Below are 24832 nucleotides of genomic sequence, written 5' to 3' on the forward strand. Positions count from 1 at the left end.
TTATTTATATATTTTCCTATTTATTGAAAAAGATGAGCGGGCACTTCTTTTAATGAAGCAGCCCTTTGTTCTGCCCTTGCAGATGCTCGTTTGCCTTTGATTGTTTATTTTGAAATAAATGCAGCTGTGCACCGTAGCTCTCAATCCATTCTTGGACAATCCGTTCTGTTGTTTCCTGTCCTTTATACTTGCGGCCAGCCTTTGCATAGGTCGTTTCAAAATCACTCCAAAGCAGCTCTACCCATGTACGTGCTTCTTCATATGTCAGCATATTGTTTTTTTCCATGAGTTGTTCTGTTAGTCGCTCAAAGTATTGTTCCATGTCGGTTCCTCCTTCATCTAGCAGAAAGTGCCTTTTTAAAAAAACCTCTTTTTTCATATACTACCCTTACGTCTTCAAAAGACGCAAATGATTTGTATTGTTTGGAGGGAATCGATATGCGTAATAAAGCAAAAGGCTTTCCAAATCAAGTGAATCACAAATTTGAAGGCGAACCAGGCGCCACAGATGCTTATGCGTCTAAAAGGCCGAATGGTGAGACGAATACACGTCCACAGGAACGTATGAGGGCATCAGGGAAACGCTAATTTTTCCAAAGGGAGTGCTTGAGATATGAGTTCAAATGGGAAATCGTATATGGAAGACTTTGTTCAATTAAGGACAACCGCTTACCCTCAACCATGGGCGAATGCAAAGCATTCTGCCTCTCAGGTCAACGGAGAAACGCAGCAAACGCAGCACGACATCGTACTTCAGAACAACGTCCGTAAACAGCGTTCGAAGTAAAGAAAAGGACTGATCTCTAGGATCAGTCCTTTGTCTTCTTTTCAGCGTGATAGAAAACCTTTGCAGCCCTAGGAAGGGCGAGCACCGGAGCGGAGCGAATTTGACATTCGTGAGCACCGGCGCGCAGACCTGACACCGAATGCGAGGGTTTGCCTACACGCCGGATCAGTCCTTTTGCGTAAGCATTGAAATCGGCAGGGCATCTTCCTTATTTGGAGCCGATACTCTGTATCCCCACGCAAATACGCCATTTAAATATTCCACGTAAAATTGCTCGTCTGTATCTTTGATTTGATAAGTCGTTTTGGTTTGAATGAGGGCGGGATCTAATAAGTAGGCTTTGGCCATATCGATTTTCCGTTCTAAGACGGCATATTCATTGACAATGCCAAGCTGCTCAGCCTTTCGTGCTTTTTCAGAAAGAGAGGCAATTTCCTGCTTCAATTCGTATTCCGTCATCTCACTATAACGTTTTTCCATCTGTCATTCCCCTTTGTCTAAAACGTGATCAATTGTATCGAGATCAAAGCCTTTTCTGAATAAAAACTGCTTCACTTTCATCTTCTTTTCAAATGATCCGTCATATCCTACCTTGCGTTTTGCCTTCTCCAGCATATAGAGGAGGGCTTCTTCTTCCTTTTCCTCTTCTTGTCCATCATAGGCTTCTTGAAGGGCTTTATCAATGATCGCAAACGAAAATCCCTTTCGCTGAAGCTGAAGCTTGATGCGCTGCTCGATCTCTTTTGCAGAACGATTCTTTTCTTTTCTCACAAGCTTGAGAACCTGATTGACGGCTTCCTCCAGCTGTAAGTCATCAGGATATTGCGATAGCGCTTGTTCAATGGTGTCATCGTCTATCCCTTTAAGCTTTAACTCTTTTTTCAGGACGGACGGCCCTTTGCTGTTCGTTTTACGGTGGGTGCTTACATAGGCTTCCGCAAATTCAAGATCATTTACATACTTGTAATGCTTTAATTTGTGTATAATTTCACTAATAGCAGGCGCTGGAATTTCTTTTTTCGTCAAATAATCGGTCACTTCTTTCACCGATCTCATTCGGTAGGATAAATAATCGACGGCCTGCTGAAATCCTTTTTTCACAGCATCACCGAATTGAATTTCAATGATATCTGCTTCGTCCAGCTCTTTCCCTTTTTTTAAGTCGTGCTGGACGAGCACATCTAGATCAACGCTAAAGGCGTACTTTTCATCAAGAAAGATGTTCACCCGCTCTGTATTGTTTTTCTGAGCGGAGATTTTTGTAATATAGGGCATCCTGTGATCACTCCTTTTTTAATACAGTCAGGATGTTTCTTCTGATTCAAAATCGTGAAAGGTATAGGTATGTATATGAGAGGAGAGATGTCAATTGAATATCGCCATCACCGGAGGAACCGGTTTTATCGGCCAGCACGTCACAAAAGTGCTCGCTGCTGAAGGACATCATCTATATATTTTAACAAGAAATCCAAAGGAATCCGAACAAAATCATTTACACTATGTGCAGTGGCTGACAGAAGGTGCTGCGCCTGAGCATGAACTGCCTGCCATTGATGTCTGGATTAACCTTGCTGGAAAATCCATTTTCACCCGCTGGACAGACAAGGCAAAAGAAGGCATCCTCTCTAGCCGTATTCAATCCACACAAGAAGTGAGACGCATTATAGAAGCGCAGGAATCGAAACCATCTGTGCTCATTCAAGCTAGTGCTGTCGGAATTTATGGCACGTCTCAAACAGGAGATTTTACGGAGGAATCACCTCCTGCGGATACTGATTTCTTAAGCCATACCTCAAAGCGTTGGGAAGCTGAGGGGCAAAAGATTGAAGCACTTGGCATTCGTACCGTCTACACACGCTTTGGTGTCGTGTTAGGAGAAAATGGTACACTGCCACTGATGACTCTGCCATATAAGCTGTTTGCCGGCGGGACGATCGGCTCTGGTTCGCAATGGGTTTCATGGGTTCATGTCGAAGATGTGGCACACCTTATTGCTTATGCGATACACCATGACGACATCTCAGGTCCACTCAATGTCACATCACCGAATCCTGTGCAAATGAAGCAGCTCGGACAAACGATTGCGTCTGCCCTTCACCGCCCCCACTGGCTGAAGGTCCCATCCTTTGTCATTCAAACGGCACTTGGCGAAATGTCATTACTTGTTTTAGAAGGCCAGCGTGCGCTGCCGAAAAAGGCATTGCTTTCTTCTTATGACTTTTTGCATCCTGAATTAAAAGAAACCATTTTGCATTCAGAGGAATAAATTTTGTCAAAAACACCCATCCTATTAGAAATGAGATGAGGGGGCAATTTTGATGAAGAAAAAAGAACACCAGCCAACTTCAAAGCTGAAGAAAACCCAGGAAGTCCTGTATCAGCAGGAATTCAAAAAAGCGGAAAGAGCAGCAGAAAAAAGAAACAAATAAGATGGATATTCCACTCCAACAAGCACATAACTAAAGTGATCTTGTAAAGGAGGGAAAGGCTTTGAAAAAAGACCAACACCAAAAATCCAATCATGAGCTTGCAGCACAAGAGACGGATGGCGAATATGTTGAATTTTCCAAAGAACTTGCAGATCCGAATGACGTAAAAGCAATGGCACGTATGAAAGCAGCCGACCAGCGCGCCAAAAAACAATAAGTAAAAAAGCAGACCCTTTAGTAGCGGTCTGCTTTTCTTTTATTGAATTTCAGTTAAAAGACTTGATGCTTTCTGACGTGATTTTACCTCAGGCACCTCTTCTGGATAACCAATGTGAAGGATCGCAGCAAAACGCTCGTTTTCCTTTAAGCCCATGTCTTGTTGAAAGCCTTTGTCATATAAAATGCGGCCGCTCTTCCAGACCATACCGATCCCTTGATCCCACGCAAGCAGCTGGAAGTTTTGAATAAGCGCACTCACGGCGGCAAAATCATCATTTCTCACCACAGGGTTCTCGTCTTCTTTTAGCACGACAAGTAAAAGCGCTGGGACCTTAGAAAAGTAATCTCTATATTGATTGATCTTTTCTTCCTTTGCATCTGGGTTGTTGCGCTGAAAGAACGCAATGAAGCGATCAACAAAAGTTGCTTTGGCCTCATCCGTCACCGCATATAGAAAGCGCCATGGCTCCGTGATTTTATGGTTCGGTGCATAGACTGCATCCTCTAATAACGGCTGAAGCTGCTCAATGGTCACCGGCGTCTCTTTGAATTTTCGAATGGATCGTCTATATCTGACAGCGTCTCGAATCGTTAACGCTTCTGTTTGTTGTTTGATTTCTGGCATATCTGTCATCCTTTCAATCAATCTTAATTGAAATTGATTCTCATTCACATTATAAACATCATTTAGGGTAATTTGCAAATGGTGTTTCCCTTCCTGTCTGCTAAAAAGTTGTTTGACTTTTTCAAGTAATGTTACAATCATATTACGTTTTAAACAAATTTTGATAAAAAAACCAGGATGATGAAATGGTTTCAGGTATTCCCATTTTGTCTGATTCGGTTATTTTGTCAAAAGGCTTTCAACCCATGATTGGAAGGGAGGCTTCTGGATGGAATGAAAATCAATATCGGGCAAATCATCAAGCTCTACCGTTATAAACAAAATATGACCCAATCTGAATTGGCAGAAGGAATTTGTTCTGTCTCTCATTTAAGTAAAATCGAAAATGGCTCAAAGGAGGCCAATCAAGATACCATCAATTTACTGCTTGAACGGCTGGGCATCAGTCAAGAAACGCTGTCACAAAAGGCGCGTCACCTGCTGTCACTCTTGGACGAGTTTCAAATGAATATGTATTTCTATGCACTCGATCAGGCAGAACAAAATGCAGAAATGATCATTCAGCACGAGGAACAGTTCTTTTCGCTGGATTTAGGCATTCAGTATCATCTGTCCTTATTTCAATTTTATTTATTAACGGACAAACAGCCGCTTGCCTTAAAAACACACCGCGTGCTTAAAAAGTTTGAAAAAACCTTTATTGAAACAGAAAAAGAAATTTTCGAATATTTAGATGGCATTCATCTAATAAAAAATGGTCAGCTTGAAGAAGGCTTAAAAAAACTTGAGAGCTGCTTTTCTTACGCGTCTGTTGAACAAAGTGACCTATATTATCACTATGCAAAAGCACTCGGAAATATGGGACATCTTGGTGATGCGCTTGAAGCGACACATCAAGCGATGGATTTATATAGACAAAAGAACAATTTCAAGCGGATTATTCACTGTACACTCATTCATGGCGTGATCTCACTGGAACTAAAAGCCTTTCAAACGGCGAAGAAATATTTAAAAGAAGTGATTATGCACACGTCCCTTTATCCTGATGCCTATATTAAAATGACGGCTTATTTTTATTATGGGGTGCTCTTAAAACGTGAAGGCGATTTCTCTTCAGCTGTGCCTTATTTACTAGATTCACTCAATTACTTTAATCAAGAACAGATAGAAGACCGTTACTGTGAAACATTGTATGAAATTGCGACATTATATGCTGAATACGACCGCAAAAAGGCACTTCCCTACATACACGAGCTCTTAAAACAACCTCGTATTCAGCCAAATTGTTTATATATGATCAAAATCTATAAATTGATGATTGAGGAAAACCCTCTTGATTTGAAAACCTATTTGATCGAAGCAGCCCTTCCTTACTTTAAACAAAATGAGCTGCACAGTGAGTACTTGTTTGCTCTTAGAACCTTGCTTTCCTATGCGGCTTCTGAGCTTGACGAACGTGCATATATGTCCTATACGAGAACGCTGCTTGATCACTTAGCATCATATGTTCCCTATTACAAAAAAGCATGACCTTCTGCCGATCGAAGGTCATGCTTTTCCAATTCATTAAATGGTCTTCTGTTGATCTGTACCAGGACGAGTGACTTGTTTGACAGAATGAATGTACCGTTTTCTCGCAAAATAATCATACGCATGCTGTCCAAAGCCTAACCAAATGCTGAGCACGATGAATGGGACCGTTCCCCATAATGCAGGGATATTGCAGGCAATTCGCAGCCACGTATAGATCCCCGAATTTTTTTGGTTTTTGGCTAAGGAAATAGACACGATTCGTTTTTCTGCCTTCTCTTCACTTATTTTGTTCAGCTTGAGCAGTTGCGAATGCCTAAAGGATTCAAAATGAATACGGTTCTTCCAATCGAGAGCTTTCAACAAGTCAATCGCTTTTGCACATGAAGGACTTTGCCCGTCATAAAACACAAGCAGCCTAAGTGATTTGATGGAACGCTGTTCTCTTTTTTTCGATTCAGCGAGCTTCTTTTTTTCTTGATCGAGATAAATGATTTTTTTCATAGATTGATCGCCAGCCCTTTTCCGTCATTTGTTTTTTAGTTCGTTCAAAGGAGATTACAACTAGATTACTATAGTTGCTGGGCCTCTTGTATTGGGAAAAAGCAAACCAACGTGCGTTATATGAGCCTTTAGATAAGGGCAAAATTGAGGTTTTCATGGCACATATGAGGTTTTTCAACTAAAAATGGTTGGGAAAATCGTGATGCTTTGCGGTTTTCTGCGGTTTTTTGTAGAATTCTGCGGTTTTTCTACATCTTTATGCGGTGTTTTGTAGGTGAGACGCAAAAACAAGATAAAAAAAGACTACTTCCCGTTGCGGCGAAGTAGTCTTTTGGTTTATATTTTTTCCAAAACTTCTACTATTTCTTTCTCAATATCTTTCCATAAGTAACGATCTGTCGTATAGTGATGTGCGGCTTCTTTCGCAAATACTTGAAAAGCTTCTTCAAAATCAGGTGCATCCTTGTCTGGTTTTTTCTCATCAACAAAGCGCTGTGCTTCTGTTGAGCGTGGCCCCCATTTTCCTACTTCATTCCCGTCCTGATCAATGATCACGATAATCGGAATCGATCTTGCGGTCCCGTTCGTTAAATACTGATCCATCAGGTCTAGATGCTCGTCCCGAATGAAATAGCGCGCATCAATGAGTGCTTCACTCGCGATACGCATGAAAATTGGTACATTGACCATCGCATCCCCGCACCAATCCGCTGTGATGACAAGCGCTCTGAGCTTTTTCTTTTGCAGCTTTTGAAGCAGCTCTTTTTCTTTTTGATGAATTGCGTACTGATTGTACACCGTGAGCAGATTTTCTCGGTTTTTCTCCATGTTGTGTACATATGTACGTTCAGTTAATCCCTTTGTAAACCATTCATTTAATGTCATATTTACATCCCCCTTACCCTTCAACTTTACCACTTTTGCTATTCTTTTGTCTAAAAAAACCTTCACCTAGTGAAAGGTAAAGGTTTTGGATCTATGGACGCCGGTTGCGATTTGGGTCCATCCCAATCAGCTTGGTGACAAGCACCATTGTGACAGGTAATGATGTATTCTTTTTATACGCTAAATATTTTCCGCGCCACTCGGGTTTATATTTCTGTTTAAACGACCTTAATCCACTGAAGCTGTACATAAATCTGACGTTGTTGAAAATGACACTCGCCAAACGCTCCGTGAGGAAGGACTGATGAAACGTCCCTACATTTGATAAAGGCGCCATTCCCATGTTAAAGGATTTGTAGCCTTTTTCTTTCGCCCATTGAAAAAGGTGGATAAACAGCGCATCCATCATCCCGTTCGGTGCATCATGCATATGACGCATTAAGTCGATGGAAATCTCCCCTTCTTGATACATCGGCATTAGTGACACAAAAGAAATGATCTCCCCTTGTTCATCCTTCAGAATCGCAACCGGTGCTTTTTGAAGATAATCTTCTTGAAAATAGCCGAGCGAAAATCCTTTTTCTTTTTTCTTTCCGAGCCAGCTGTCAGAAATCTGTTTTAAGGTTGAAATGAACTCATCTGAAAAAGGCGGTTCCAGCATTTCAAACGTATAGCCTTCTCGTTCAAACTTATTGGCCACAGCCCGTAAATTTGATTTTTTCTTACCGGAGAGAGAGAACGTTTCTAAATCGACCATGGCTTCTTCTCCAAGCTTAAAGAAATGAAAGCCTAAGTCATGATAAAGCGCCATCCCTTCCCGTTCTACTTGATAAAAAGCGACACGATAGCCTGCTTTTTCGGTCTGCTGTAAAAACTCCTCAAGCACAAGTGGATAGGACGCTTTACGTCCAGAGGGATCTCCGAGCACAATGACGCAGCGGCCAATTCGTCCAAATTGAAGCATCGCCTCTCCATCACTTGAGAAAAATAATTTTTTATCGCCTAAAAAGCCAAGATGACTGAGGGCATTTCCGCCCTTTTCCTCTAAAAACGTTTTTAATTTTTCCTCATCTGCTATTTCTCCAATAGGAAATGCTTTTTTATTAAAAATCAATTTACTAATGAAAAAGAAAAGTGGTACACCGATGAGAGCAATCATGCTCGTCATCGTGATATGCCGTTCATTATGCACCAGGTAATCCTTACTCAAGAAATGCCCAATTTTTGTCCAAATAAAGTTGCCGATGACATTATAGTTAAACAGCACGAGTAAATATCCAGCGGCGGCCGCCACAAACTGATACAACGAATAAGGGGCCTGCTGCTTCACAAATTGATTTCGAAGAGAGAAAAATACAGCCATGATGACTGGCAGAATAAAGATGAGACTCAGGTTAAATCCTTTTAACAAAGTAAACACAAAGCCGCCTGCTAGGGCGATCATCGTCAGCACGTACGATCTTTTTGTTCGTTTATACACTTCAATGGACAATATCATCAGAATGATTCCGAACATTAGAGAAAGACCATTAAATCCTGATAACAGAAAGCGTGGAATGCTGGTAATCACGCCTAATCGATCGACAGGAAGCACAACAGACGCCATGATGAGCAAGCCGCTTCCGAAGGTTAAAATTGATAATGATCCGTACAATAAACGGATTAATAAAGCACGGTGCAACACAATTAAGACGTTCGTTGTTTCTATGGCAGGTGCCATTCTCGGATTGCCTTCAAGACGTCTAAGCGTCGTTCCCGTTAAATCGTAAGCAGCTAGACAAAGCCCAAGGATAAACGGGAAAATCGAGTACACGAAGCGGTACAAAACGAGCGCCGTCAGCACCATCTCTTTATCAAACCCAATGTACTGCATGCTGAGTAAAAAGATGAGATCAAACGAACCAAATCCGCCCGGAACCATACTGATTAAACCGCCGATTGACGCAATCGCAAATACGCCTAATACAATCCGGACATCGACATTCATCCCCATAGAGACGACAGCCATGTACATGACAAGACCAGCTGCCAGCCATTCTAAAAACGATGCACCGATATAAGCGTAAATTGGATGCTTCAGTCCATTTTCACCGCTCTCAATCGAGCTTTTTCGAATTGATGCCATGATGATATATATCGGTACAATACAGGCAAAGATGATAACAAAGGCCCATAGCCACGGCTCTTGGCTGATAATACTTTCAACAGGAAGCACCCTCACCAAGATCAGATCACTGAAAATAGATAAGCCCAAAAGGACCGAGGAAGTCAAAAGGGCAATGCCTTTCAGCAGTTTTTTCGTATCGGTTATGTACTCCTTGTATAGAAGCGTTCTAAGCCCTGCTCCTGATAGACCGCCGAACCCAAGGACACTGTTAAAGGAGTTCGCAATCCAGGAAATGCGAATCGTTTTCCAGCCGCTGATGGGCATATTAAGGCTTCTTCGTAAAATAAAATCATATAAGGACATCGATAACACTGCGACAAGTCCAAGAAAGACAAGAATAAACAAGTCCATTCGATTCAAGCTGTCAATAATATAAAACGTCTTTTTAATGGAAAGGCCGCTCAGCTCCTGCTTGGCGACAAAAATTAAGACAAGGATGATCACGATCGGAAAAAGCATTTTTAAGATCGTCATACCCGTTTTTTTGTTCCACATGTTTTCCCCAACTTTCTAGGTTGCTTCATTTATTTAGACTGAACATTATTATACAACAAATACCACTTGATTCATGCAGTTTAACATTCAAAAGCTTGACGAACCTTTCAATTAGAAGTAAAAATCAGTAGTATAGAGAAAAGAGCCGCTTAAAGGAAGTGAACAAGCGTGGAATATAATATTCATGACACCACTGTATTAAAAGAAGAGATTCTATCTCCAGAGGAAAAAAAGACATGGGTGCTTTATATGAAAGTACTCACAGCTGCAGGTCTTGGAGATGTTTCAGAATGGATGAAGCTCGATATGAGTATGCCTCAAATGAAGGTGCTCATGCTGCTCAATAACCATGGCTCTCTCAAAGTATCCGAAATCGCTGAAAAAATGGGCGCTTCTCTATCCAATATGACAGGTCTGCTTGACCGGTTAGAACAGTCTCACTTTGTCGAGCGAAAACACTCTGAGCGCGACCGGAGAATCATTGTGGTAGAACTAACGGAGGAAGCGAAAAATATTTTCAGAAGCATTTATCAAAAAGGACACGAAAAAATCAAAAATTCCCTGCAACGGCTCAATGACGAGGAAAAAGAAAAAGTCAACGAAGGTCTGGCTATTTTAGAAAAAGCACTGCGTCCTGAACGCGGCTAAACATGAAAAGGAAAAAAGACGGTCACTTGAGGTCCGTCTTTTTTATTTCTTCTTCTACTTGTTTATCTGAGAGGATAAACGTTTTTTGAATAACTCCCCTGTCATCCCATAAAAGATAGGCTAAACCGATGATGAGAAAAAGGATGCTGATCCACGTACCGCCAGGCAGCACCTCTTCAAGAAGTTGGAATTCATTTACATCCTCAGCGAAACTCGTTCCAGAATAGTGAATCTCGAAAAGTACGTATTTCGCTAGATAAAACAATGCCGCCATGCAAATAAACATGGCGCCGACAATTCTTCTACCAGACATGTGATGACTCCTTTAATTCCAGTGATTTTTTTTCATTAATTCCGTGATATGGGCAAGGTGATGCTTTGAATGCCAGACGTACATTCCTGTTGCATCATATAAGGACACCGTTTGTTGATCGGCTGGGTGATAATAGGACGCAGTGAAGTCTTCCTCTGACATCCCTCGAAGTAATGTAACCCACCTGCGATGCAGACTGCTGATTAAGGGCAGTGATAGGCTGATGGGCGCTTTGGTGTCTGGAAGCTCGGCGAATCCCGTCTGATCATATGGACGTATGTGCGGTGTTTCTTCTGTGAGTGCAAGCTTGAATCGTAAGTATGCATTCAGATGACTGTCTGCTACGTGATGAATGAGCTGACGGACGGTCCATCCTCCAGGCCGATAGGGTGTATCTAGCTGAGCATCTGTCAACTGATAGGTCACCGCTTCATACTCTTGTGGAATCGCAGCCAACTGATCAATCCATGCCTCAAGCTGTTCTTTCGTTTTTTCTTCAACCGGTTCATATAAGCCAATCGGATATTGTAATGACGTCATACGCTCTCCCCTCTCTTAAAATCCTTCTAGCACAAATTTGCCAATCATTTTTCCTTGCTCAAGCGTTTGATGCGCCTGCTTCAAATGAGCGGCATTGATCGGACTGAGAACCTTTGTTAAGGTATGCGTTAATGTTCCCTGTTCAAATAACTCAGCTACCTCTGTTAAAAGCTCATGCTGTTTGATCATGTCCGCTGTTTTGTACATAGGGCGTGTGAACATGAACTCCCATACAAATGCGGCACTTTTATTTTTGAGTAATTGAATGTCTAGATTGTGCTGATTCTCGACAATGGTACAGATCGTGCCTTGGGGTTTTATGGCTTCTGCCATGCCTTTGAAATGTCCATCTGTGTCATTTAAGCATAAAATAAAATCCACTTTGCCTATTCCTTTTTCCTGAAGCTGCGCGAGAAGCGGCTCATGATGATCAATGATATGATCGGCACCTAATGACAGACACCACTCTTTTGTTTCAGGTCTTGATGCGGTGGCGATCACAGTGGCATTCGCTAATTTGGCTAGTTGAATGGCGATAGAACCTACCCCGCCTGCACCACCGATGATGAGCAGTGTTGCCCCTTCTGCATTTCGCTTCATATGCATCCGGTCAAATAACGCTTCATATGCCGTAATCGTCGTAAGAGGCATCGCGGCTGCTTCTGCAAAGGAGAGATTGGCAGGCTTTTTCGCCACAATACGTTCATCCACAAGCTGATACTCACTATTTGAGCCTTGACGCGTGATATCTCCCGCATAGTACACGTGGTCACCAGGCTGAAATAATGTACACGCTTCACCGACTTCAACAACCGTGCCGCTTGCATCGTAGCCAAGAATTTTCAGTTCTTCTTCCTTCTGATCCTTCGGTGATCTCACCTTTGTATCAACTGGATTCACTGAGACTGCCTCTACCTTCACCAGTATATCCCTGCCCGTTGCTTTAGGCTTTTCTACTTCCTGATCCATCAGGCTTTGCTCATGCTCAATCGGTAAGTACTCCAATAGTCCAACGGCTTTCACTCGCTCGCACTCCCTTTCTCCATGCTTCTTTTCCACATTTTATCATAATTTTCTGATGTTTTTGGATAGTTTGCACATTTAGGATCTCTTCAAAACCTTTCGCTCCCTCGCTATATAAGAAGGACGTGCCTTTTGCAATGAAGGAACATAGGAGAACCAGCTTTTGGATTTAAAGAATAGCTGGACGTAATAAAACTGAATGTGCTGTAGGAAAAAAATCATCAATAGAAAAACAGCTAGTGAAAGAGTTTGGAGATCAGCCGCTCCCTGCATCCATTCAGTGATAAAGAAAACAACAAAACCGATCATGATCAGCTGTTCCAGCCTTTTCATGAGCTGGGTAAAGACATGTCCTCGTTTCGATAGATCACCAGACTGGTGCTTCCTGATCTTTCTCGATTTGTAAAACCAAATGATACATTCTACTAAGTTATGAGTCATAAAAAGAGCGATGAGGGCGATCAATAAAGGTGATGGGGTATAAAGGACTTGTGCAGCAAACGGAAATACTAAAAAATAACATGCAATACATGCGTGTCTGACTGATAAGAGAAATAGTTCTTTTTCTATGTATGATTTCATCTGTTTCACCTCCATATGTACTACGTCTCATTTGCCAAAAAGTTCCCTTTTTCTTACGACTGGATAGGTGCTTTGATCTATTTAGCCGGGGTCAGTGTGATGTTATTTGCGCCCCGCAGTTCATAGTCCCACATAAAAAGTGCTGCCACATGCGGGCAGCACTTTTATGATGTGATTTGAATGATTTAACGAGCTCCAGCCGTTTGCAATTCTTTGTTTTTCTCTTTAAAGCGTTCATTATGTGAGGACACGTACGCCACTTTTTCGGCTTCTGGTTCGATATAAAGCTTTGCGCTATTGAGCGCATTGACTCCGTCAACAAATGTCCCAGCTATTAAGCGGACCTTGCTTTTATGTGTACATAAATCACCTACCGCATAGACACCCGGTAAATTGGTTTCCATTTTTTCATTGACCTCGATCAGTCCCCATTCACCTTGCTTGAGTCCCCATTCTGATAATACACTTAAATCACCTTTCATGCCGTGATTGACGATGACAGCGTCTGTTTCCATTCGTTCGATTTCACCTGTCTCTATGTTTTGGATGGTGACAGCATCAATTTTATCGCCTTGACCATGAAGTTCTGTCAGTTCATGCGGGGTTAAAATTCGTGTGCAAGATGCCTTCATGTTGGCGACGTTTTTCTCATGTCCGCCAAACATGTCACGGCGATGCACGACGGTCACACTTTCAGCAATCGGAACAAGCGCATTTGCCCAGTCAACCGCTGAGTCGCCGCCTCCAGAGATAACAACCCGCTTTCCTGCAAATGTCTTAAGCTCCTGCACTGTGTAATAAAGGTTTGTCACTTCATAGCGGTCTGCATGCTCGATTTCAAGTTTCCGCTGGACAGGAATGCCGTGGCCCATCGCTAAAATGAGGGTCTTCGTCAAATGGCGATCACCATTTTCAGCCGTCAGCAAGATGTGATGATGTTCATCTCGTTCAAAAGACGTGATTTTCTGATTCAGTGCAATCTCTGGTTCAAATGTTTTCGCCTGCGTTTCCAGCTGCTGAATCAGCTGTTCTCCTCTTGTTGGCGGCAAACCCCCTACATCCCAAATGACTTTTTCAGGATACAGAAGGATTTTTCCACCAAGGCTTTCGTTGTATTCAAGTACCTTGGTCTTTAAGTCTCGCATCCCACTATAAAAGGCGGTGTACATTCCTGCTGGACCGCCGCCAATAATGGTGACGTCAAACAATTCAAGCTGCTCTGTCATTTGAGTCCCTCCAGTTTTTCATCGATTGATCTATTTGTCAGTGATATTGATTCTCATTATCATATGTATCTATTGTAGTCTACTCTGGTGAAAGGAATCAATAGCTTTCTGCAAAAAAGAACAGGACGAGCGTTTACTCGTCCTGTCATCCATCACACAATCGTTAATCCAAGGTCTTTTAATTCAAGCGAAACAAGTCGTGCGATCGCATCTGCTCCTTCTTTTGTAAAGTGCGTGCGATCCTCTATGCCTGTTGACAGCATAAAGTAAGAGGTCGTTTTCTCTATGCCGGAAATTTGATAAAACTGAAGGCTTGCCGTATTCAAATCAACGAGCAGGACCTCTTCTTCATCGGCTAGTTCTTTCATAGCGGCACAGTAATCAGGGAAATCATTGATATATTCACCGTCTTTTTCATGAAAGCGGCCGACTGGCGTTAATAAAAGCGGTGTTGCTCCTTTCGCTCTTGCTCCATGAATATATTGAGACAAATAGCTTTTATACGTAGTGAAAGGATCTGTATGCCGCTCGGGCTTCTCCGTTGAAGCATCATTGTGCCCCATTTGTGTGAACAGCCAATCCCCTGGCTGAATGTCAGCCAATATGTCATCAAGCCGTCCTTCTTCAATGAATGTTTTTGAGCTTCTTCCACCGATTGCACGGTTTTCGACGCTCACGCCTTGCGCTGTATAGCGATGTAAAAACTCTCCCCATCCTCCTTGAACAGGACGGTCTGGGTAAGATGAAACGGTTGAATCACCAGCTAAATAGATGGTTGTCATGTTCATACGCCCCCTTTTTCAAATAGCCACCTCTTCTAAGCGATGCGGACATCCTAGTGGCTGCTGAAAAGATATGAAACAATCAGCATCGCTACTTCATTCATTCTCTTTTTGATGATCAAAACCCTGCCTACCAGTAGATGTGAATGGTTTAAATATGCGGCGGAAGTTCTACTTTTGTCTCAACGGCTTGCTTTAACGCCTGAAGCATGTAGCCAATTCCTTTATATGGAGCCAGCGGATAAATCGCTGTTTGATGAGGAAGTAACAAAGGATCGATCACCTTTCGATATTTCTTTCCACCTAGAATCACTAGTTCATCATATGCAGTGAGATGTTTTTCATGAAATTGTTGCCTTAGTGCTTCTCGTGTCATTTGATCAGCATGCGGTGTACCAAAAGCCACATCATAATTTTCATGAATGATCTCATCTGCCTTTAAGAATCCATGCTTCGCTGATAAGATCAGCCAGTCTGAAAAGAACGTTTGGGCATAGCTTTTCGTGCACTGATGCAGCGGACTTAAATAAACAAGATTCGCCGGCTGGCTCCCTGCCTCTGGATGGACGTCCCAAATTTTCTTAGCCCCACATGGAATGATACAAACTCGCTTCACTTGATTTTCTCCTTCCTTCGTCGATACATCCGATACAAGATACAACCTAGCGCTGTGCCAAGTGTATTTAAGAGGATATCATCAATATCGCTGCTTCTTGTAATGATACCAGATTGCGAGAACATCCATTGAAGCACTTCAATCATTGTTGACAAGAAAAAGCCAGCAAGAATCGCCTTTTGCCAGCGCATGGTACGAAATGCTTGATATAGAAAAAAACCAAGTGGCACAAATAACAAAATGTTCCCTGCCAGATTTAAAAAAACAAGATTGGGATAGCCGTGATGGTAGGCGTGAAGATTTTGATAAATGGACTGCAAAGGCATGAGGTTGACACTCACCTGATCCCTTGGTGCGGAAAAACGATTTGGAAAGACCGTCAAATATAATAAAACATTCGTATAAATAAATAGACAGGCAAGAACTAATTCTGTACGTAAATAGATAAATCGTTTTTGCTTTTTCGCCTGTCTGTATCTCATATGTAGATAGAGCGGGACGAGCAGGAGAAAATAAGCAATGGAAACTATAGCACTGGATGTCATACGGAGAGCTGCCCCTTTCTCACATGATGCTTGACCATATTTACAGCTTATTCAGGCCTGCCCGCATCTATTCATCACTTATTCTCATATTCAATGACGAGAATACCATATTGACAAATCGTCATTTTTCAGCTAAACTGACTGACATTCAGTCATTTAAGGTCGGTGAAGATGTGTCGAAACGAGAAAAGATTATGCTTGCTGCCATTGACGCGTTTAAAGAAAAAGGAATTGAAAAGACGACCATATCGGATATTGTGAAAGCAGCAGGAGTGGCGCAAGGGACGTATTATTTATATTTTCCTTCAAAGCTGTCTGTCATGCCTGCTATCGCAGAATATCTGATCTCACAGATGGTCCCCGCTATTGAAAAGGAATTAACTCAGCATGCGGATGTCCTCGATCAAGCAGATGCGCTTGTTGAATTCATCTTCTCTTTTACAAGACAATACCGTGATGTCCTTGCTCTGACCTACTCAGGTTTAGCTGCCACGGAGCATTTAAAGGAATGGGAAGATATTTATGAGCCGATTTACAAATGGGTCGCTGCTTTTTTAGAAAAAGCAAAGCAGGACAAAAGAGTCCGTGCGAATTTGAACTGTCAATATGCAGCCAAATTCATTATCGGTTTACTTGAATCGTCTGCTGAGCAAATGTACTTATTTACAGAAACAGATACAGAAGAGGTTCTGATTCAAAAGCGAGAGGTGAAGCAATTTCTTCTTTACGCACTTGGCATAGAGACACCTTAACTTAGTACAGCACTTGCTGTACGCTCTTTTTTGGTTTCAAAATGACGAATCGTCAGTTTTAGGAGGAAATAGGATGAAAAAAAGCTGGATGTATGTCGCACTCACTTGTTTATTCGAATTACTTTGGGTGTTTGGTTTAAATAAAGCTGATGCTGTGTGGGAGTGGGCGATCATTATATGCCTGATCCCAGTTGATTTTTACTTTTTAATGAAAGCCTGCGAGAAGCTGCCGACAGGGACCGTGTACGCCGTGTTTGCCGGAGTTGGAACGATTGGTACGTCTTTGATGGATTATGCGCTGTTTGGCGGTTCATTTTCATTAGAAAAGCTCTTATTTATGGGCATTTTAATTCTCGGAATTATTGGACTGAAAGTGTCTGATGGGGATGCACATGAGCAGAAAGGAGAAGCGGTATAAATGGGCTGGTTTTTTGTACTGTTAGCCTCTGCCTGTGAAATTGGCGGAACCATTGGCCTCAATATGTTTAGTAAGAAAAAGCAAATCACGACAGGCATTTTATTTGTTGGCGGATTCGCCTTATCCTTTTTGTTTTTATACGCCTCGTTCTCTTCCGTTCAAGTATCCGTTGCCTATACGGTCTGGATTGGACTTGGAACGGCGGGCTCTGTCTTGTTTAATATGATTCTATTTAAAGAGCCGAAAAACATGATTCGTATACTCAGCTTGCTGCTGATCGTGATTGGTGTGGTCGGGCTGAAGTTGTTTGCATAATTGAATGACAAAAAAGGAAGGGAGTCAAAGCCCCTTCCTTTTTTATTTCTCGTTTAATGTGGATCATGCTGCTCGAGCAAGAGATCCATTGCGTAAATCGATTCGCCTTTTTCATCTAATAAAAAGTACACAATCAAAGGCTCTCCAAAAGCTGCTGTTTGCTGCGTGAACAAAACACAGGTGAATTTTTCGATACCAATTGGAAGCTTTCTTTTTAATATAGGATGAAGAATAGGCGAAGTCCGAATTGTATCTACATCAACATCCCAAAGTTCGTTTTTTAATGTTGGATAATGCTCTGATAACAATTGGTGTAACATGTCGGTCGTGAGCGCTGCTTTTCCATCGTACCCATCATCTATTATGTTGGTGTTATACATCCGACGGTTGCTCACCCTTTGAAGCATTGACTCGTATTCCTTTTAAGACAAATCGTTTCTGACCATCAAGAGTACAAGTGATCAATGTCAGTTCATTTTTCCCGCGATCCTTTAGTACATCAACATCCGTCGGTTCAATCGTAGCTGAGCTGACAATTTTATATTCATATGTTTCCGCTTGATGATGTAAGACGACTTTTTCTCCTTTCGGCACCTCTGGCAGCTGCCTGAAAAGACGATCACCTCTATACCCTCTATGCCCTGCAATCGTGAAATTCCCTTCACCTGGCATTTGATGAGATTTGATTTGAGTCAGTGCAATACCTAAATTTTCTTTTGATGTAACTGGAAGCACTTTTTCGTTTAAATCAATTGACGGGATCTCTAGCTCCATCACATCTCGTAGGTCTTCCTCTGACACAGTTAAATGTGGAATAGAAGAAAGGGCATCACTGTCATTTTCTTCAATCATCTTTAATGCCTGTTCCATTGCCGCTGTCTCTTGAGAAGTTCGCCACTCATATATAAAAGGAATGGAGATGAGCATCAGCCCTGTGAACACCAAAAAGCTGCCTAATAAGGTTCTTTTTTTCATCAATAAACTCGTTCCTTCCTTTTACTGAATGGTTCTTCTTCTGACAACAAGAAGAACAGTTCCAGAAGCTACTAGTAAAATCCCTGCATACATCAAATAACGCAGCCATTCTTCTCCAGTCTTTGGCAGCTCACCGTTTGAGTCATGAGGCGGATGTTGATCCCATTTAGATGAGGCTGGAGGATTCGTGTGTTCCTCTTCATTCTTCACTGGTGCATTTTTCACAATCATTGTCTTGATCTCCACTTCTCCCATTTGAATTGTAAAGATGAGCGGCTTCTTTAAAGCTACATAACCATTTGGAGCTTTCGTCTCTGTGAGTATATACTCACCAGGTTTAAGCCCTTTTACAATGGCTTCTCCGTCTTTTCCTGTTGTCACAGATTTTATGGTTTTCCCGGCTTTTGTACGAATGTCAAAGGCTGCACCTTTTAAGGTTCTATCTGTCTGCTGATCTACTTTTATGATATGCAGACTTCCTAAGATCAAGTGATTCTTCGCTGTTAATTGAAGTGGCTTCTGCTGATTTTTCTCAATTGTAAACAGGATCGGCTGATCATCCAATTGATAGCCGTGAGGTGCTTTCGTTTCAACGAATTGATATTCTCCCGGTTTTAGATGGTTGATGTGGAGCTTTCCTTTTTGATCCGTTACAAGTGATTTCTTCAACGTTTTCCCTTCTTTACTTAGAAGAACAAACTCTGCATTTTCCAGCGTATGTCCCTCATCATCCACTTTGGTCAGTTCCACTGCTCCCGGCGTCAGTTTGTTGATCATTTCTACTTTTGCTGGTTTGTCTTGACCTAAACGAATCGTAAATGAGACAGGTGTCTGATCCAATTCATAGCCGGCAATGCTTGCTGTTTCGACAAATTGATAGGTGCCTGGCTTCAGTTGATCGACTGTCAGTTGACCGTTTTTGTCTGTCTTTAAGTCTTTCTTTATACGTTGATCGTGCTCATCAAGCAGATCGAAGGTCACTCCATTGAGCAACTGACCATCTTCTCCTTTTTTCTGAAGCTTCACAGCACTTGTCGTCCGAATATTTTCTTTTGTCACTTTCACCAGTTGATTTGGGTTGAATTCAATCTTAAAGTCTACTGGTTCTGCATCAAGTTTGTGTCCAAAAGGAGCCTTCGTTTCAACCAATTGGTAAGCGCCTGGTTTCAAATCGTTGACAGTGATGATGCCTTTCTCGTTTGTTGTTAAACCCGACATCAATTCTTTGCCATCGTCATTGAAAAGGGTAAATTCTGCGCCTTTCAATCTCTCTTTTTCTTCCCCTATTTTTGTTAGTTCTACAGCACCTTTTTTGAGCTGATTGATGGCCTCCACTTGAATCAACTCTTTTTGACCTAATTCAACTTGAAAGACAATTGGTTTCGTACTCAATTCATAGCCTTCAAGACTCTTTCTTTCAACAAATTGATAGGTTCCAGGTTTTAGCCCTGTGAAGGTGATCTTTCCATCCTGATTGGTTGTAACCCCTTCTCCTCCTGCCACTATCTTTCCTTTGGCATCAGATAGGTCGAAGACAACTCCTTCTAATGATTTCCCATCTTCGCCTTTTTTGTGCAGCAGCACTCCGCCTGTAGTGCGGCTATTTTCTTTTGTCACACTGACCGGCTTCTCAGGGTTAAATGGAATAGCAAAAGTGACAGGTGTTTCGTCAAGCTCATGACCGAATGGAGCCTTCGTTTCAACAAACTGATAGGTTCCAGGTTTCAGATCGCTGATTGTGATCTGCCCGTTCTGATCTGAGACGAGACCCGTTTCAATCTCTTTTCCATTTGCATCTAAAAGCTTGAATTCTGCTCCTTTAAGCACATCATTCTTTTCACCGAGCTTCGTGAGCTGGACAGCTCCAGTTTTAAGATCATTGATTACTTTGATCTCTGCCTGAGTTTTTTGTGCGATTTCGATGGTAAAAGGATAAGGTTTATTTTTCTTTTGGTAACCATCAATACTCTCTGTCTCCACGAGCTGATATTTGCCCGGTTTGAGGTTGTCGATCAAAAGTTTCCCATCTTCATCTGTTGTCAAATCTTTACGCACGACTTCGTCATTTTGATCCATGATTTCAAATCGAACACCTTGAAGCTTCTTGCCATCTTCTCCTTCTTTCATCACTTTTAATGCACTTGTTTCATATAGGTTCTTTTTCGAAATGATGACCGGTTCCTTTGGATCGAGTGGTACTTCAAATTTGATTGGCGTTTCATCTAATACATAACCATCAGGTGCTTTTGTTTCAATGAGCTGATACGTACCCGGTCTTAGTTCATTTATCGTGACCTTGCCATTTTCTCCTGTGACAAGCGAACCATTTAGCTCATGCCCATCTTGATCTAAGAGCTTGAATTGTGCACCTTCTAGTCTCTCTCCGCCTTCGCCTATTTTGCTCAATTCTGCAGAGCCTTTTATCATGTCATTTACTGCGGTTACAGTCGTTGTTTCTGTTTGATTCTCTTTAATTGTGAACGGCCATTTTTGCTGATTTAATTGATAGCCTTTCGGTGCGTTTGTCTCAACGAAATAATAGGAACCTGGCTCAAGATGTTTGAAAAGAATTTCTCCTTTTTCATCCGTTTTCAAATGGGTTTGGACGGTATCTCCAGATTCATTTCTTAGTTCAAATTCTGCATTTTCTAATGCTGCACCCGTCTCTTTGTCTTTTTTTGTTAACTTGACATGCTGGCGGATTTCTTGGTTCTGCACCGTCATGCTATTTCCTGTTTTCGCTTGATCTCCTGATTCGTAAGGCTGATCAATCGTTACATGGATCGGTTCTTTGGTCTTCATATAACCATCAGGTGCTTTCACCTCTGTCACTATATAGTCACCATACAAGAGACGATCAAATCGAAGAGCTCCTTCTTCATCTGTTGCCTTTGTTCCAATGACGATACCGCTCGCAGCATCTGTCAGAGAAAAGCTTGCTCCTTTTAGCACTTTTCCACTACTCGCATCTACCTTTTTAATGGTTAAAGCGCCAATCGCTCCCGTGCCATCTCCCATGCCAGCGGTGCGTTTTACCACAATTGAGGCTTCGGATTCCTTTTTTATTTCTTTTACATTTTCACCTCTAAACGTTACTTCGTTTTGAAGTGTACTTCCCACCTTATCTAAAATGAGAGATTGATATTCTAAAATATATGGTCTGGTGATGTCTTCTTTAAATTTGATTTGAAAAGAGTCTGGATCGAATTCAAGGTCTAGCTCATAATCCTTCCCTTTTTCCAGCTCTTCCTTTTTGGTCACTTGCCCCTTTTCATCTATTGTCGTCGAATAGAGATGAAATGAGTTTTCTATTATGGCTTGGTTACTGCTCGGATGGTCTATAATCGTCGCATCTTGGACTGTTGATTGACCAAAATTGATATTCAGTTTCCAATCAATAACTTTCCCTTGCTGATTTCCTGATTTGCTCGTGTATTTCCCTCCATTTGGAATGGACACTACAGCGTTCACGTCTGATTCTTTCGTCTTTCGATCATAAAGGGTCGCTTTATTTTCGTAGGTTTTCTGTACTAAATCCATTCCTTCAACACTCGTTTGATACGTGATTTTGTATGGGGAATCAATGGCATTTTTGAAAATGACTTCGAAGCCTGATTCTCCCTTTTCATTTTCAAGGAATTTGATGTCATAATGTTCTTTCGCTAATACCTCTTTTTCTTCTGCTCCATTTTCCCCGCCATGTAAATCAAGCGAGTAGATGGTGATTGAATCTTTAAGCAAACGCTGATTTCCTTGAATGAAATCCTCGATTTTCGCCTCTTCTAAATGTTTCAAGTTATAGTTCACACCGATATTCCAGGTGATCTCTTTTTTCTTTGCATCATATGTTCCGTTCTTGAACCCATTTGACTGCGTATATGTGTCAGGCGTGAAGACAGACTGATTTTCCTTCGTCAATTTCTTGCCATCTTCATTTACCCATTCAAGCTTTACATGATTACGCAAGTTCTTTTGATCTTTATCTGCTCTTTTTTCATAATCAAAAGACGTTGTATATGTGACTACATGTTCTGTCTTTATTTCTTTCGTAAATTGAATATCAAATCCATTTGCATGTTCAACTATTTGATAATCTGTGCCTTCTTCAAGCACTGTATTTCCTGTCGTCACTTTTAAACTATCTTTTTGCAGCGTCAATCCTTCGTTTGTAAACGTATCTTTTAATATCAGGTTGTTCATGGTTTGTTGATCTTTGTTGAAGATGATACGCCATGGAATGGTCTTGTTTTTGTAATTCGGTGTTCCATGATTTTTCGTTAGGATTTGTTGGTCAATTCTTTGCTTCCCTTGTTTGCTCTCTTTGCCAGCTGTTACAGTATTGATAATCTCTTCAGCTTCAAAAATCCGCTCGGTTGCTTTTGTTTGATATGTGATGAGATAAGCCGATTGAATATCTTGACTGAATTGCAAGGTAAACCCGTTCTGTTCATCCTTTTTTTGAGGTTGAACCACATAATTTCCAAACGCTTTTGTTCCTGATTCTTTGCCATCCTGATCAATTGTGACTTCCTTGACTTGAAATGAATCGGATATCAGCGCCTGTGTGCCATTAAAGAAGTCTTCTAACAAAGCATCCTTTTTAGCAATTGTTTTTTCGTTATAGTTATAACGAATTTCCCACGTAATTATTTGTGTGACTGGGTCGTAGTGGGCGGCTTTTTTACTTAAAGGACTGCCTCTTGTCACATTCACTGTTCCTTCTGCTGAACTAATCACTTTATCAGCAGAGACAAGGGACGCTTTATTACGAAACGCAGACTGATCTTGATTCGTAATGTCCGTTTCATACATTAAACGGTAAGCTAGATGCACGTCATCTTTAAATTCAATCGTGAAATCTTGACCATCTGCTGTTTGGCCGATTGTGTAGTGGTTTTCGTCAAGCAGCTGACCAAGCGAGGTTTCACCATTTAGCTTTGTATCAACACGGTAAAGCTTGATTGAATCTTTTTTTAACGCTTGACCTTCTTGAATCGGATCTAACAGTCTCGCTTGTTTCACATCGTCTAAGTCCATATTAAAATCGACTGTCCATTGAATGGTTTCAGCATTGTAAGATCGATTGGGTTTTCCCTTTTTAGAGACATTTGGGCCATTTGGAATGTATTGAATCGGGATCGATATCGTATCTTTGCCTTCAATTGGAGTAATGACCACTTCTTTTTCTTCAGTAATGACAGTTTTTTGATCTAATTGCGTCCACACTTGAAGTGTTCCATGGATATTTGAATATTGTTTGATAAAATCAGTGAATTCGATGGAGGCATTTCCACTTTCATCTACAGAAAAATAACCAATGGTTGCTTGATTAAATTTCATCTCGAGACGATCGATTTTTTCGTAAATCACTAATTCCTCTGGAACCTTGAAATGGAATTCATCACCGCCATTATAGCTATGCCCATTCGGGATGGCCCACTTATAGTTAATGGAAATCAGCGAGTTGATATCAGGCCTATCAACTGAATTTCCTTCCTGATCTTCAAATATCAATTTCGCATCAGTGAGGAGATTTTCTTGTATCAGCATTTGTTTTGAAACACTTTGCAGCCCTACACGCTTAGATATGCTCACTTTGTTTTTTAGTAATTCATCCTCATCGCTTTGTTTCGTTTGAGCGGCTTCTTGATTCTTAGCTGCTTTGTCTTTCTCAGTTGAGGTTGTGTCATCTTTTGGAAGGCTTTCTTTACGCTCGTTTTGCTTTGTTTTCTCTTTTTGCTCAGATATACTAGTGACATCGATGTCTATTGCTCCTTCTAAATTTGGATCAAGCTCAACATCTTCTTTAAATATGACCGTCACTTCATTTTGTTTTGAAACGGTATACTCTCCAACAGATACTTCATTGACAATAATTGGTTCATTCTGCTCCTTCTCTACCTGAATGGCTGAAGGAAGAGAGAGAACATACGGATATTGCTTTTTTAGATCAATTCCTTTTATAGACCAATGGACAGTGGCCTTTCTTATTTGCTGATCTTCCATGTTTGATAACTTGTTTCCTTCGCTATCAGCAAACTCAATATCCCCATAAATGTTTTCTTGGCTTTCTTTGGCTTGTGCCCCTGCCAGAGGCAAGATTCCTAATATACTAGACTGTATGACTAACACCGCGATGAGAGCCAATGACAATATTCTTTTCAATACATCCACCCTTTTCTAAAATTAATTTTCAACAACGATAAAAAACCATTTGTATCTTGTCTGATAAACCACTCCGTTTCTAATCAAATATTTTCTAAAAATTGCACCTTAAGACCCTATGAATAAAATGAGATGATCAATCATGAGCTTGAAAGGTAATCATGAGTAGTGGATATAGTAACTGGATAGGGGTCTATAGAAATGGGGAATAGTGAGAGGGATCATGAAAAAATAAATGTGAATTTTCTATTTATACTGGAATGAACAATAAATGATGTTTACATGCTTATA

29 protein-coding genes are annotated in these 24832 nt (G+C 41.3%); 11 read left to right on the forward strand and 18 right to left on the reverse strand.

The genetic code is table 11. From position 1 onward, the window contains the following. Positions 1-49: 49 nt before the first annotated feature. Positions 50-322: a YfhJ family protein gene (locus C6347_RS16260; RefSeq protein WP_034665009.1), complete on the reverse strand. Its 273-nt coding sequence runs from the start codon at positions 320-322 to the stop codon at positions 50-52. Positions 323-438: 116 nt separating this feature from the next. Here C6347_RS16260 and C6347_RS16265 point away from each other — a divergent pair, with 116 nt between their 5' ends. Together C6347_RS16265 and C6347_RS16270 are read left to right on the forward strand one after the other, a co-directional pair. Beyond that, positions 439-588 carry a small, acid-soluble spore protein K gene (locus tag C6347_RS16265; protein WP_003217849.1) on the forward strand — a complete coding sequence of 50 codons (150 nt, stop codon included), beginning with the start codon at positions 439-441 and terminating at the stop codon, positions 586-588. Positions 589-613: 25 nt separating this feature from the next. Further along, the gene (locus C6347_RS16270) at positions 614-787 is read left to right on the forward strand and encodes a YpzG family protein (RefSeq protein ID WP_003217811.1); all 174 of its coding nucleotides are present in this window, start codon (positions 614-616) and stop codon (positions 785-787) included. Between the two features lie 165 nt (positions 788-952). Here C6347_RS16270 and C6347_RS16275 read toward each other — a convergent pair whose 3' ends face one another. Continuing rightward, positions 953-1267, reverse strand: coding sequence for a YfhH family protein (locus C6347_RS16275; RefSeq protein WP_034665012.1), 315 nt, complete (start codon positions 1265-1267; stop codon positions 953-955). 3 nt (positions 1268-1270) lie between these two features. Then, positions 1271-2062 carry a recombination regulator RecX gene (recX, locus tag C6347_RS16280; RefSeq protein ID WP_060595806.1) on the reverse strand — a complete coding sequence of 264 codons (792 nt, stop codon included), beginning with the start codon at positions 2060-2062 and terminating at the stop codon, positions 1271-1273. Between the two features lie 94 nt (positions 2063-2156). Here recX and C6347_RS16285 point away from each other — a divergent pair, with 94 nt between their 5' ends. The 3 genes from C6347_RS16285 to C6347_RS16295 all read left to right on the forward strand — a co-directional run bounded on the left by C6347_RS16285 (position 2157) and on the right by C6347_RS16295 (position 3433). Continuing rightward, the gene (locus C6347_RS16285) at positions 2157-3053 is read left to right on the forward strand and encodes a TIGR01777 family oxidoreductase (RefSeq protein WP_060595805.1); all 897 of its coding nucleotides are present in this window, start codon (positions 2157-2159) and stop codon (positions 3051-3053) included. A 52-nt stretch (positions 3054-3105) separates the two neighbouring features. Next, positions 3106-3216, forward strand: a complete 111-nt coding sequence (locus C6347_RS16290; RefSeq protein ID WP_017358836.1) for a YfhE family protein — start codon at positions 3106-3108, stop codon at positions 3214-3216. A gap of 61 nt (positions 3217-3277) precedes the next feature. Then, positions 3278-3433, forward strand: coding sequence for a YfhD family protein (locus tag C6347_RS16295; protein WP_034665021.1), 156 nt, complete (start codon positions 3278-3280; stop codon positions 3431-3433). A gap of 39 nt (positions 3434-3472) precedes the next feature. Here C6347_RS16295 and C6347_RS16300 read toward each other — a convergent pair whose 3' ends face one another. Then, positions 3473-4060: a nitroreductase family protein gene (locus C6347_RS16300; RefSeq protein ID WP_060595825.1), complete on the reverse strand. Its 588-nt coding sequence runs from the start codon at positions 4058-4060 to the stop codon at positions 3473-3475. A gap of 273 nt (positions 4061-4333) precedes the next feature. Between C6347_RS16300 and C6347_RS16305 the strand changes: the two genes are divergently transcribed. After that, a complete protein-coding gene (locus tag C6347_RS16305; RefSeq protein WP_066031145.1) occupies positions 4334-5590 on the forward strand; it encodes a transcriptional regulator in 1257 nt (418 codons plus the stop codon). Between the two features lie 36 nt (positions 5591-5626). Here C6347_RS16305 and C6347_RS16310 read toward each other — a convergent pair whose 3' ends face one another. The 3 genes from C6347_RS16310 to mprF form a co-directional block, all read right to left on the reverse strand. Further along, positions 5627-6094 (reverse strand): thiol-disulfide oxidoreductase DCC family protein, encoded by a 468-nt coding sequence (locus tag C6347_RS16310; RefSeq protein ID WP_066031146.1) that lies wholly within the window; start codon positions 6092-6094, stop codon positions 5627-5629. 336 nt (positions 6095-6430) lie between these two features. Further along, on the reverse strand, positions 6431-6979 hold the full coding sequence (locus C6347_RS16315) for a thioredoxin family protein (RefSeq protein ID WP_034665029.1): 549 nt from the start codon (positions 6977-6979) through the stop codon (positions 6431-6433). 91 nt (positions 6980-7070) lie between these two features. After that, positions 7071-9641 carry a bifunctional lysylphosphatidylglycerol flippase/synthetase MprF gene (gene mprF, locus C6347_RS16320; RefSeq protein ID WP_034665032.1) on the reverse strand — a complete coding sequence of 857 codons (2571 nt, stop codon included), beginning with the start codon at positions 9639-9641 and terminating at the stop codon, positions 7071-7073. 168 nt (positions 9642-9809) lie between these two features. Between mprF and C6347_RS16325 the strand changes: the two genes are divergently transcribed. Next, a complete protein-coding gene (locus tag C6347_RS16325) occupies positions 9810-10289 on the forward strand; it encodes a MarR family transcriptional regulator (RefSeq protein WP_003217817.1) in 480 nt (159 codons plus the stop codon). Between the two features lie 22 nt (positions 10290-10311). Here the strand turns inward: C6347_RS16325 and C6347_RS16330 are convergent, their stop codons facing one another. The 4 genes from C6347_RS16330 to C6347_RS16345 all read right to left on the reverse strand — a co-directional run bounded on the left by C6347_RS16330 (position 10312) and on the right by C6347_RS16345 (position 12747). Beyond that, positions 10312-10602 carry a hypothetical protein gene (locus C6347_RS16330; RefSeq protein WP_060595804.1) on the reverse strand — a complete coding sequence of 97 codons (291 nt, stop codon included), beginning with the start codon at positions 10600-10602 and terminating at the stop codon, positions 10312-10314. A gap of 12 nt (positions 10603-10614) precedes the next feature. Beyond that, positions 10615-11142 (reverse strand): YfiT family bacillithiol transferase, encoded by a 528-nt coding sequence (locus tag C6347_RS16335; RefSeq protein ID WP_066031148.1) that lies wholly within the window; start codon positions 11140-11142, stop codon positions 10615-10617. 15 nt (positions 11143-11157) lie between these two features. Then, positions 11158-12165 carry a zinc-binding alcohol dehydrogenase family protein gene (locus C6347_RS16340; protein WP_060595802.1) on the reverse strand — a complete coding sequence of 336 codons (1008 nt, stop codon included), beginning with the start codon at positions 12163-12165 and terminating at the stop codon, positions 11158-11160. Positions 12166-12243: 78 nt separating this feature from the next. Continuing rightward, positions 12244-12747 carry a hypothetical protein gene (locus C6347_RS16345; protein ID WP_106048693.1) on the reverse strand — a complete coding sequence of 168 codons (504 nt, stop codon included), beginning with the start codon at positions 12745-12747 and terminating at the stop codon, positions 12244-12246. 15 nt (positions 12748-12762) lie between these two features. Between C6347_RS16345 and C6347_RS16350 the strand changes: the two genes are divergently transcribed. After that, positions 12763-12873 carry a YnfA family protein gene (locus C6347_RS16350; protein WP_106037171.1) on the forward strand — a complete coding sequence of 37 codons (111 nt, stop codon included), beginning with the start codon at positions 12763-12765 and terminating at the stop codon, positions 12871-12873. A 59-nt stretch (positions 12874-12932) separates the two neighbouring features. Here C6347_RS16350 and C6347_RS16355 read toward each other — a convergent pair whose 3' ends face one another. From C6347_RS16355 to C6347_RS16370, 4 genes are all read right to left on the reverse strand, one after another. Beyond that, positions 12933-13973 (reverse strand): NAD(P)/FAD-dependent oxidoreductase, encoded by a 1041-nt coding sequence (locus C6347_RS16355; RefSeq protein ID WP_060595800.1) that lies wholly within the window; start codon positions 13971-13973, stop codon positions 12933-12935. 152 nt (positions 13974-14125) lie between these two features. Beyond that, positions 14126-14755: a rhamnogalacturonan acetylesterase gene (locus tag C6347_RS16360; RefSeq protein WP_034665049.1), complete on the reverse strand. Its 630-nt coding sequence runs from the start codon at positions 14753-14755 to the stop codon at positions 14126-14128. Positions 14756-14906: 151 nt separating this feature from the next. After that, the gene (locus C6347_RS16365) at positions 14907-15371 is read right to left on the reverse strand and encodes a DUF6884 domain-containing protein (protein ID WP_060595799.1); all 465 of its coding nucleotides are present in this window, start codon (positions 15369-15371) and stop codon (positions 14907-14909) included. Next, on the reverse strand, positions 15368-15916 hold the full coding sequence (locus tag C6347_RS16370; protein ID WP_034665053.1) for a VanZ family protein: 549 nt from the start codon (positions 15914-15916) through the stop codon (positions 15368-15370). The genes C6347_RS16365 and C6347_RS16370 overlap by 4 nt, the downstream gene beginning before the upstream one ends. Positions 15917-16089: 173 nt before the next feature. On the opposite strand from C6347_RS16370, the gene C6347_RS16375 reads away from it, so the two are divergent. The 3 genes from C6347_RS16375 (at position 16090) to C6347_RS16385 (ending at position 17401) form a co-directional block, all read left to right on the forward strand. Beyond that, positions 16090-16668: a TetR/AcrR family transcriptional regulator gene (locus tag C6347_RS16375; protein ID WP_060595824.1), complete on the forward strand. Its 579-nt coding sequence runs from the start codon at positions 16090-16092 to the stop codon at positions 16666-16668. A 73-nt stretch (positions 16669-16741) separates the two neighbouring features. Further along, a complete protein-coding gene (locus C6347_RS16380; RefSeq protein ID WP_017358819.1) occupies positions 16742-17086 on the forward strand; it encodes a DMT family transporter in 345 nt (114 codons plus the stop codon). Further along, positions 17087-17401 (forward strand): DMT family transporter, encoded by a 315-nt coding sequence (locus tag C6347_RS16385; protein ID WP_003217878.1) that lies wholly within the window; start codon positions 17087-17089, stop codon positions 17399-17401. It begins immediately after the preceding gene. 53 nt (positions 17402-17454) lie between these two features. Here the strand turns inward: C6347_RS16385 and C6347_RS16390 are convergent, their stop codons facing one another. The 3 genes from C6347_RS16390 to C6347_RS16400 are packed head-to-tail and all read right to left on the reverse strand — an operon-like array spanning position 17455 to position 24541. Continuing rightward, positions 17455-17781: a hypothetical protein gene (locus C6347_RS16390; protein ID WP_060595798.1), complete on the reverse strand. Its 327-nt coding sequence runs from the start codon at positions 17779-17781 to the stop codon at positions 17455-17457. Next, a complete protein-coding gene (locus tag C6347_RS16395; RefSeq protein WP_060595823.1) occupies positions 17774-18376 on the reverse strand; it encodes a class D sortase in 603 nt (200 codons plus the stop codon). The genes C6347_RS16390 and C6347_RS16395 overlap by 8 nt, the downstream gene beginning before the upstream one ends. A gap of 21 nt (positions 18377-18397) precedes the next feature. Next, a complete protein-coding gene (locus C6347_RS16400) occupies positions 18398-24541 on the reverse strand; it encodes a SpaA isopeptide-forming pilin-related protein (protein ID WP_106071864.1) in 6144 nt (2047 codons plus the stop codon). Positions 24542-24832: the final 291 nt, after the last annotated feature.

Source organism: Bacillus sp. NMTD17, assembly GCF_002998735.1.
Lineage (GTDB): Bacteria > Bacillota > Bacilli > Bacillales > Bacillaceae > Bacillus.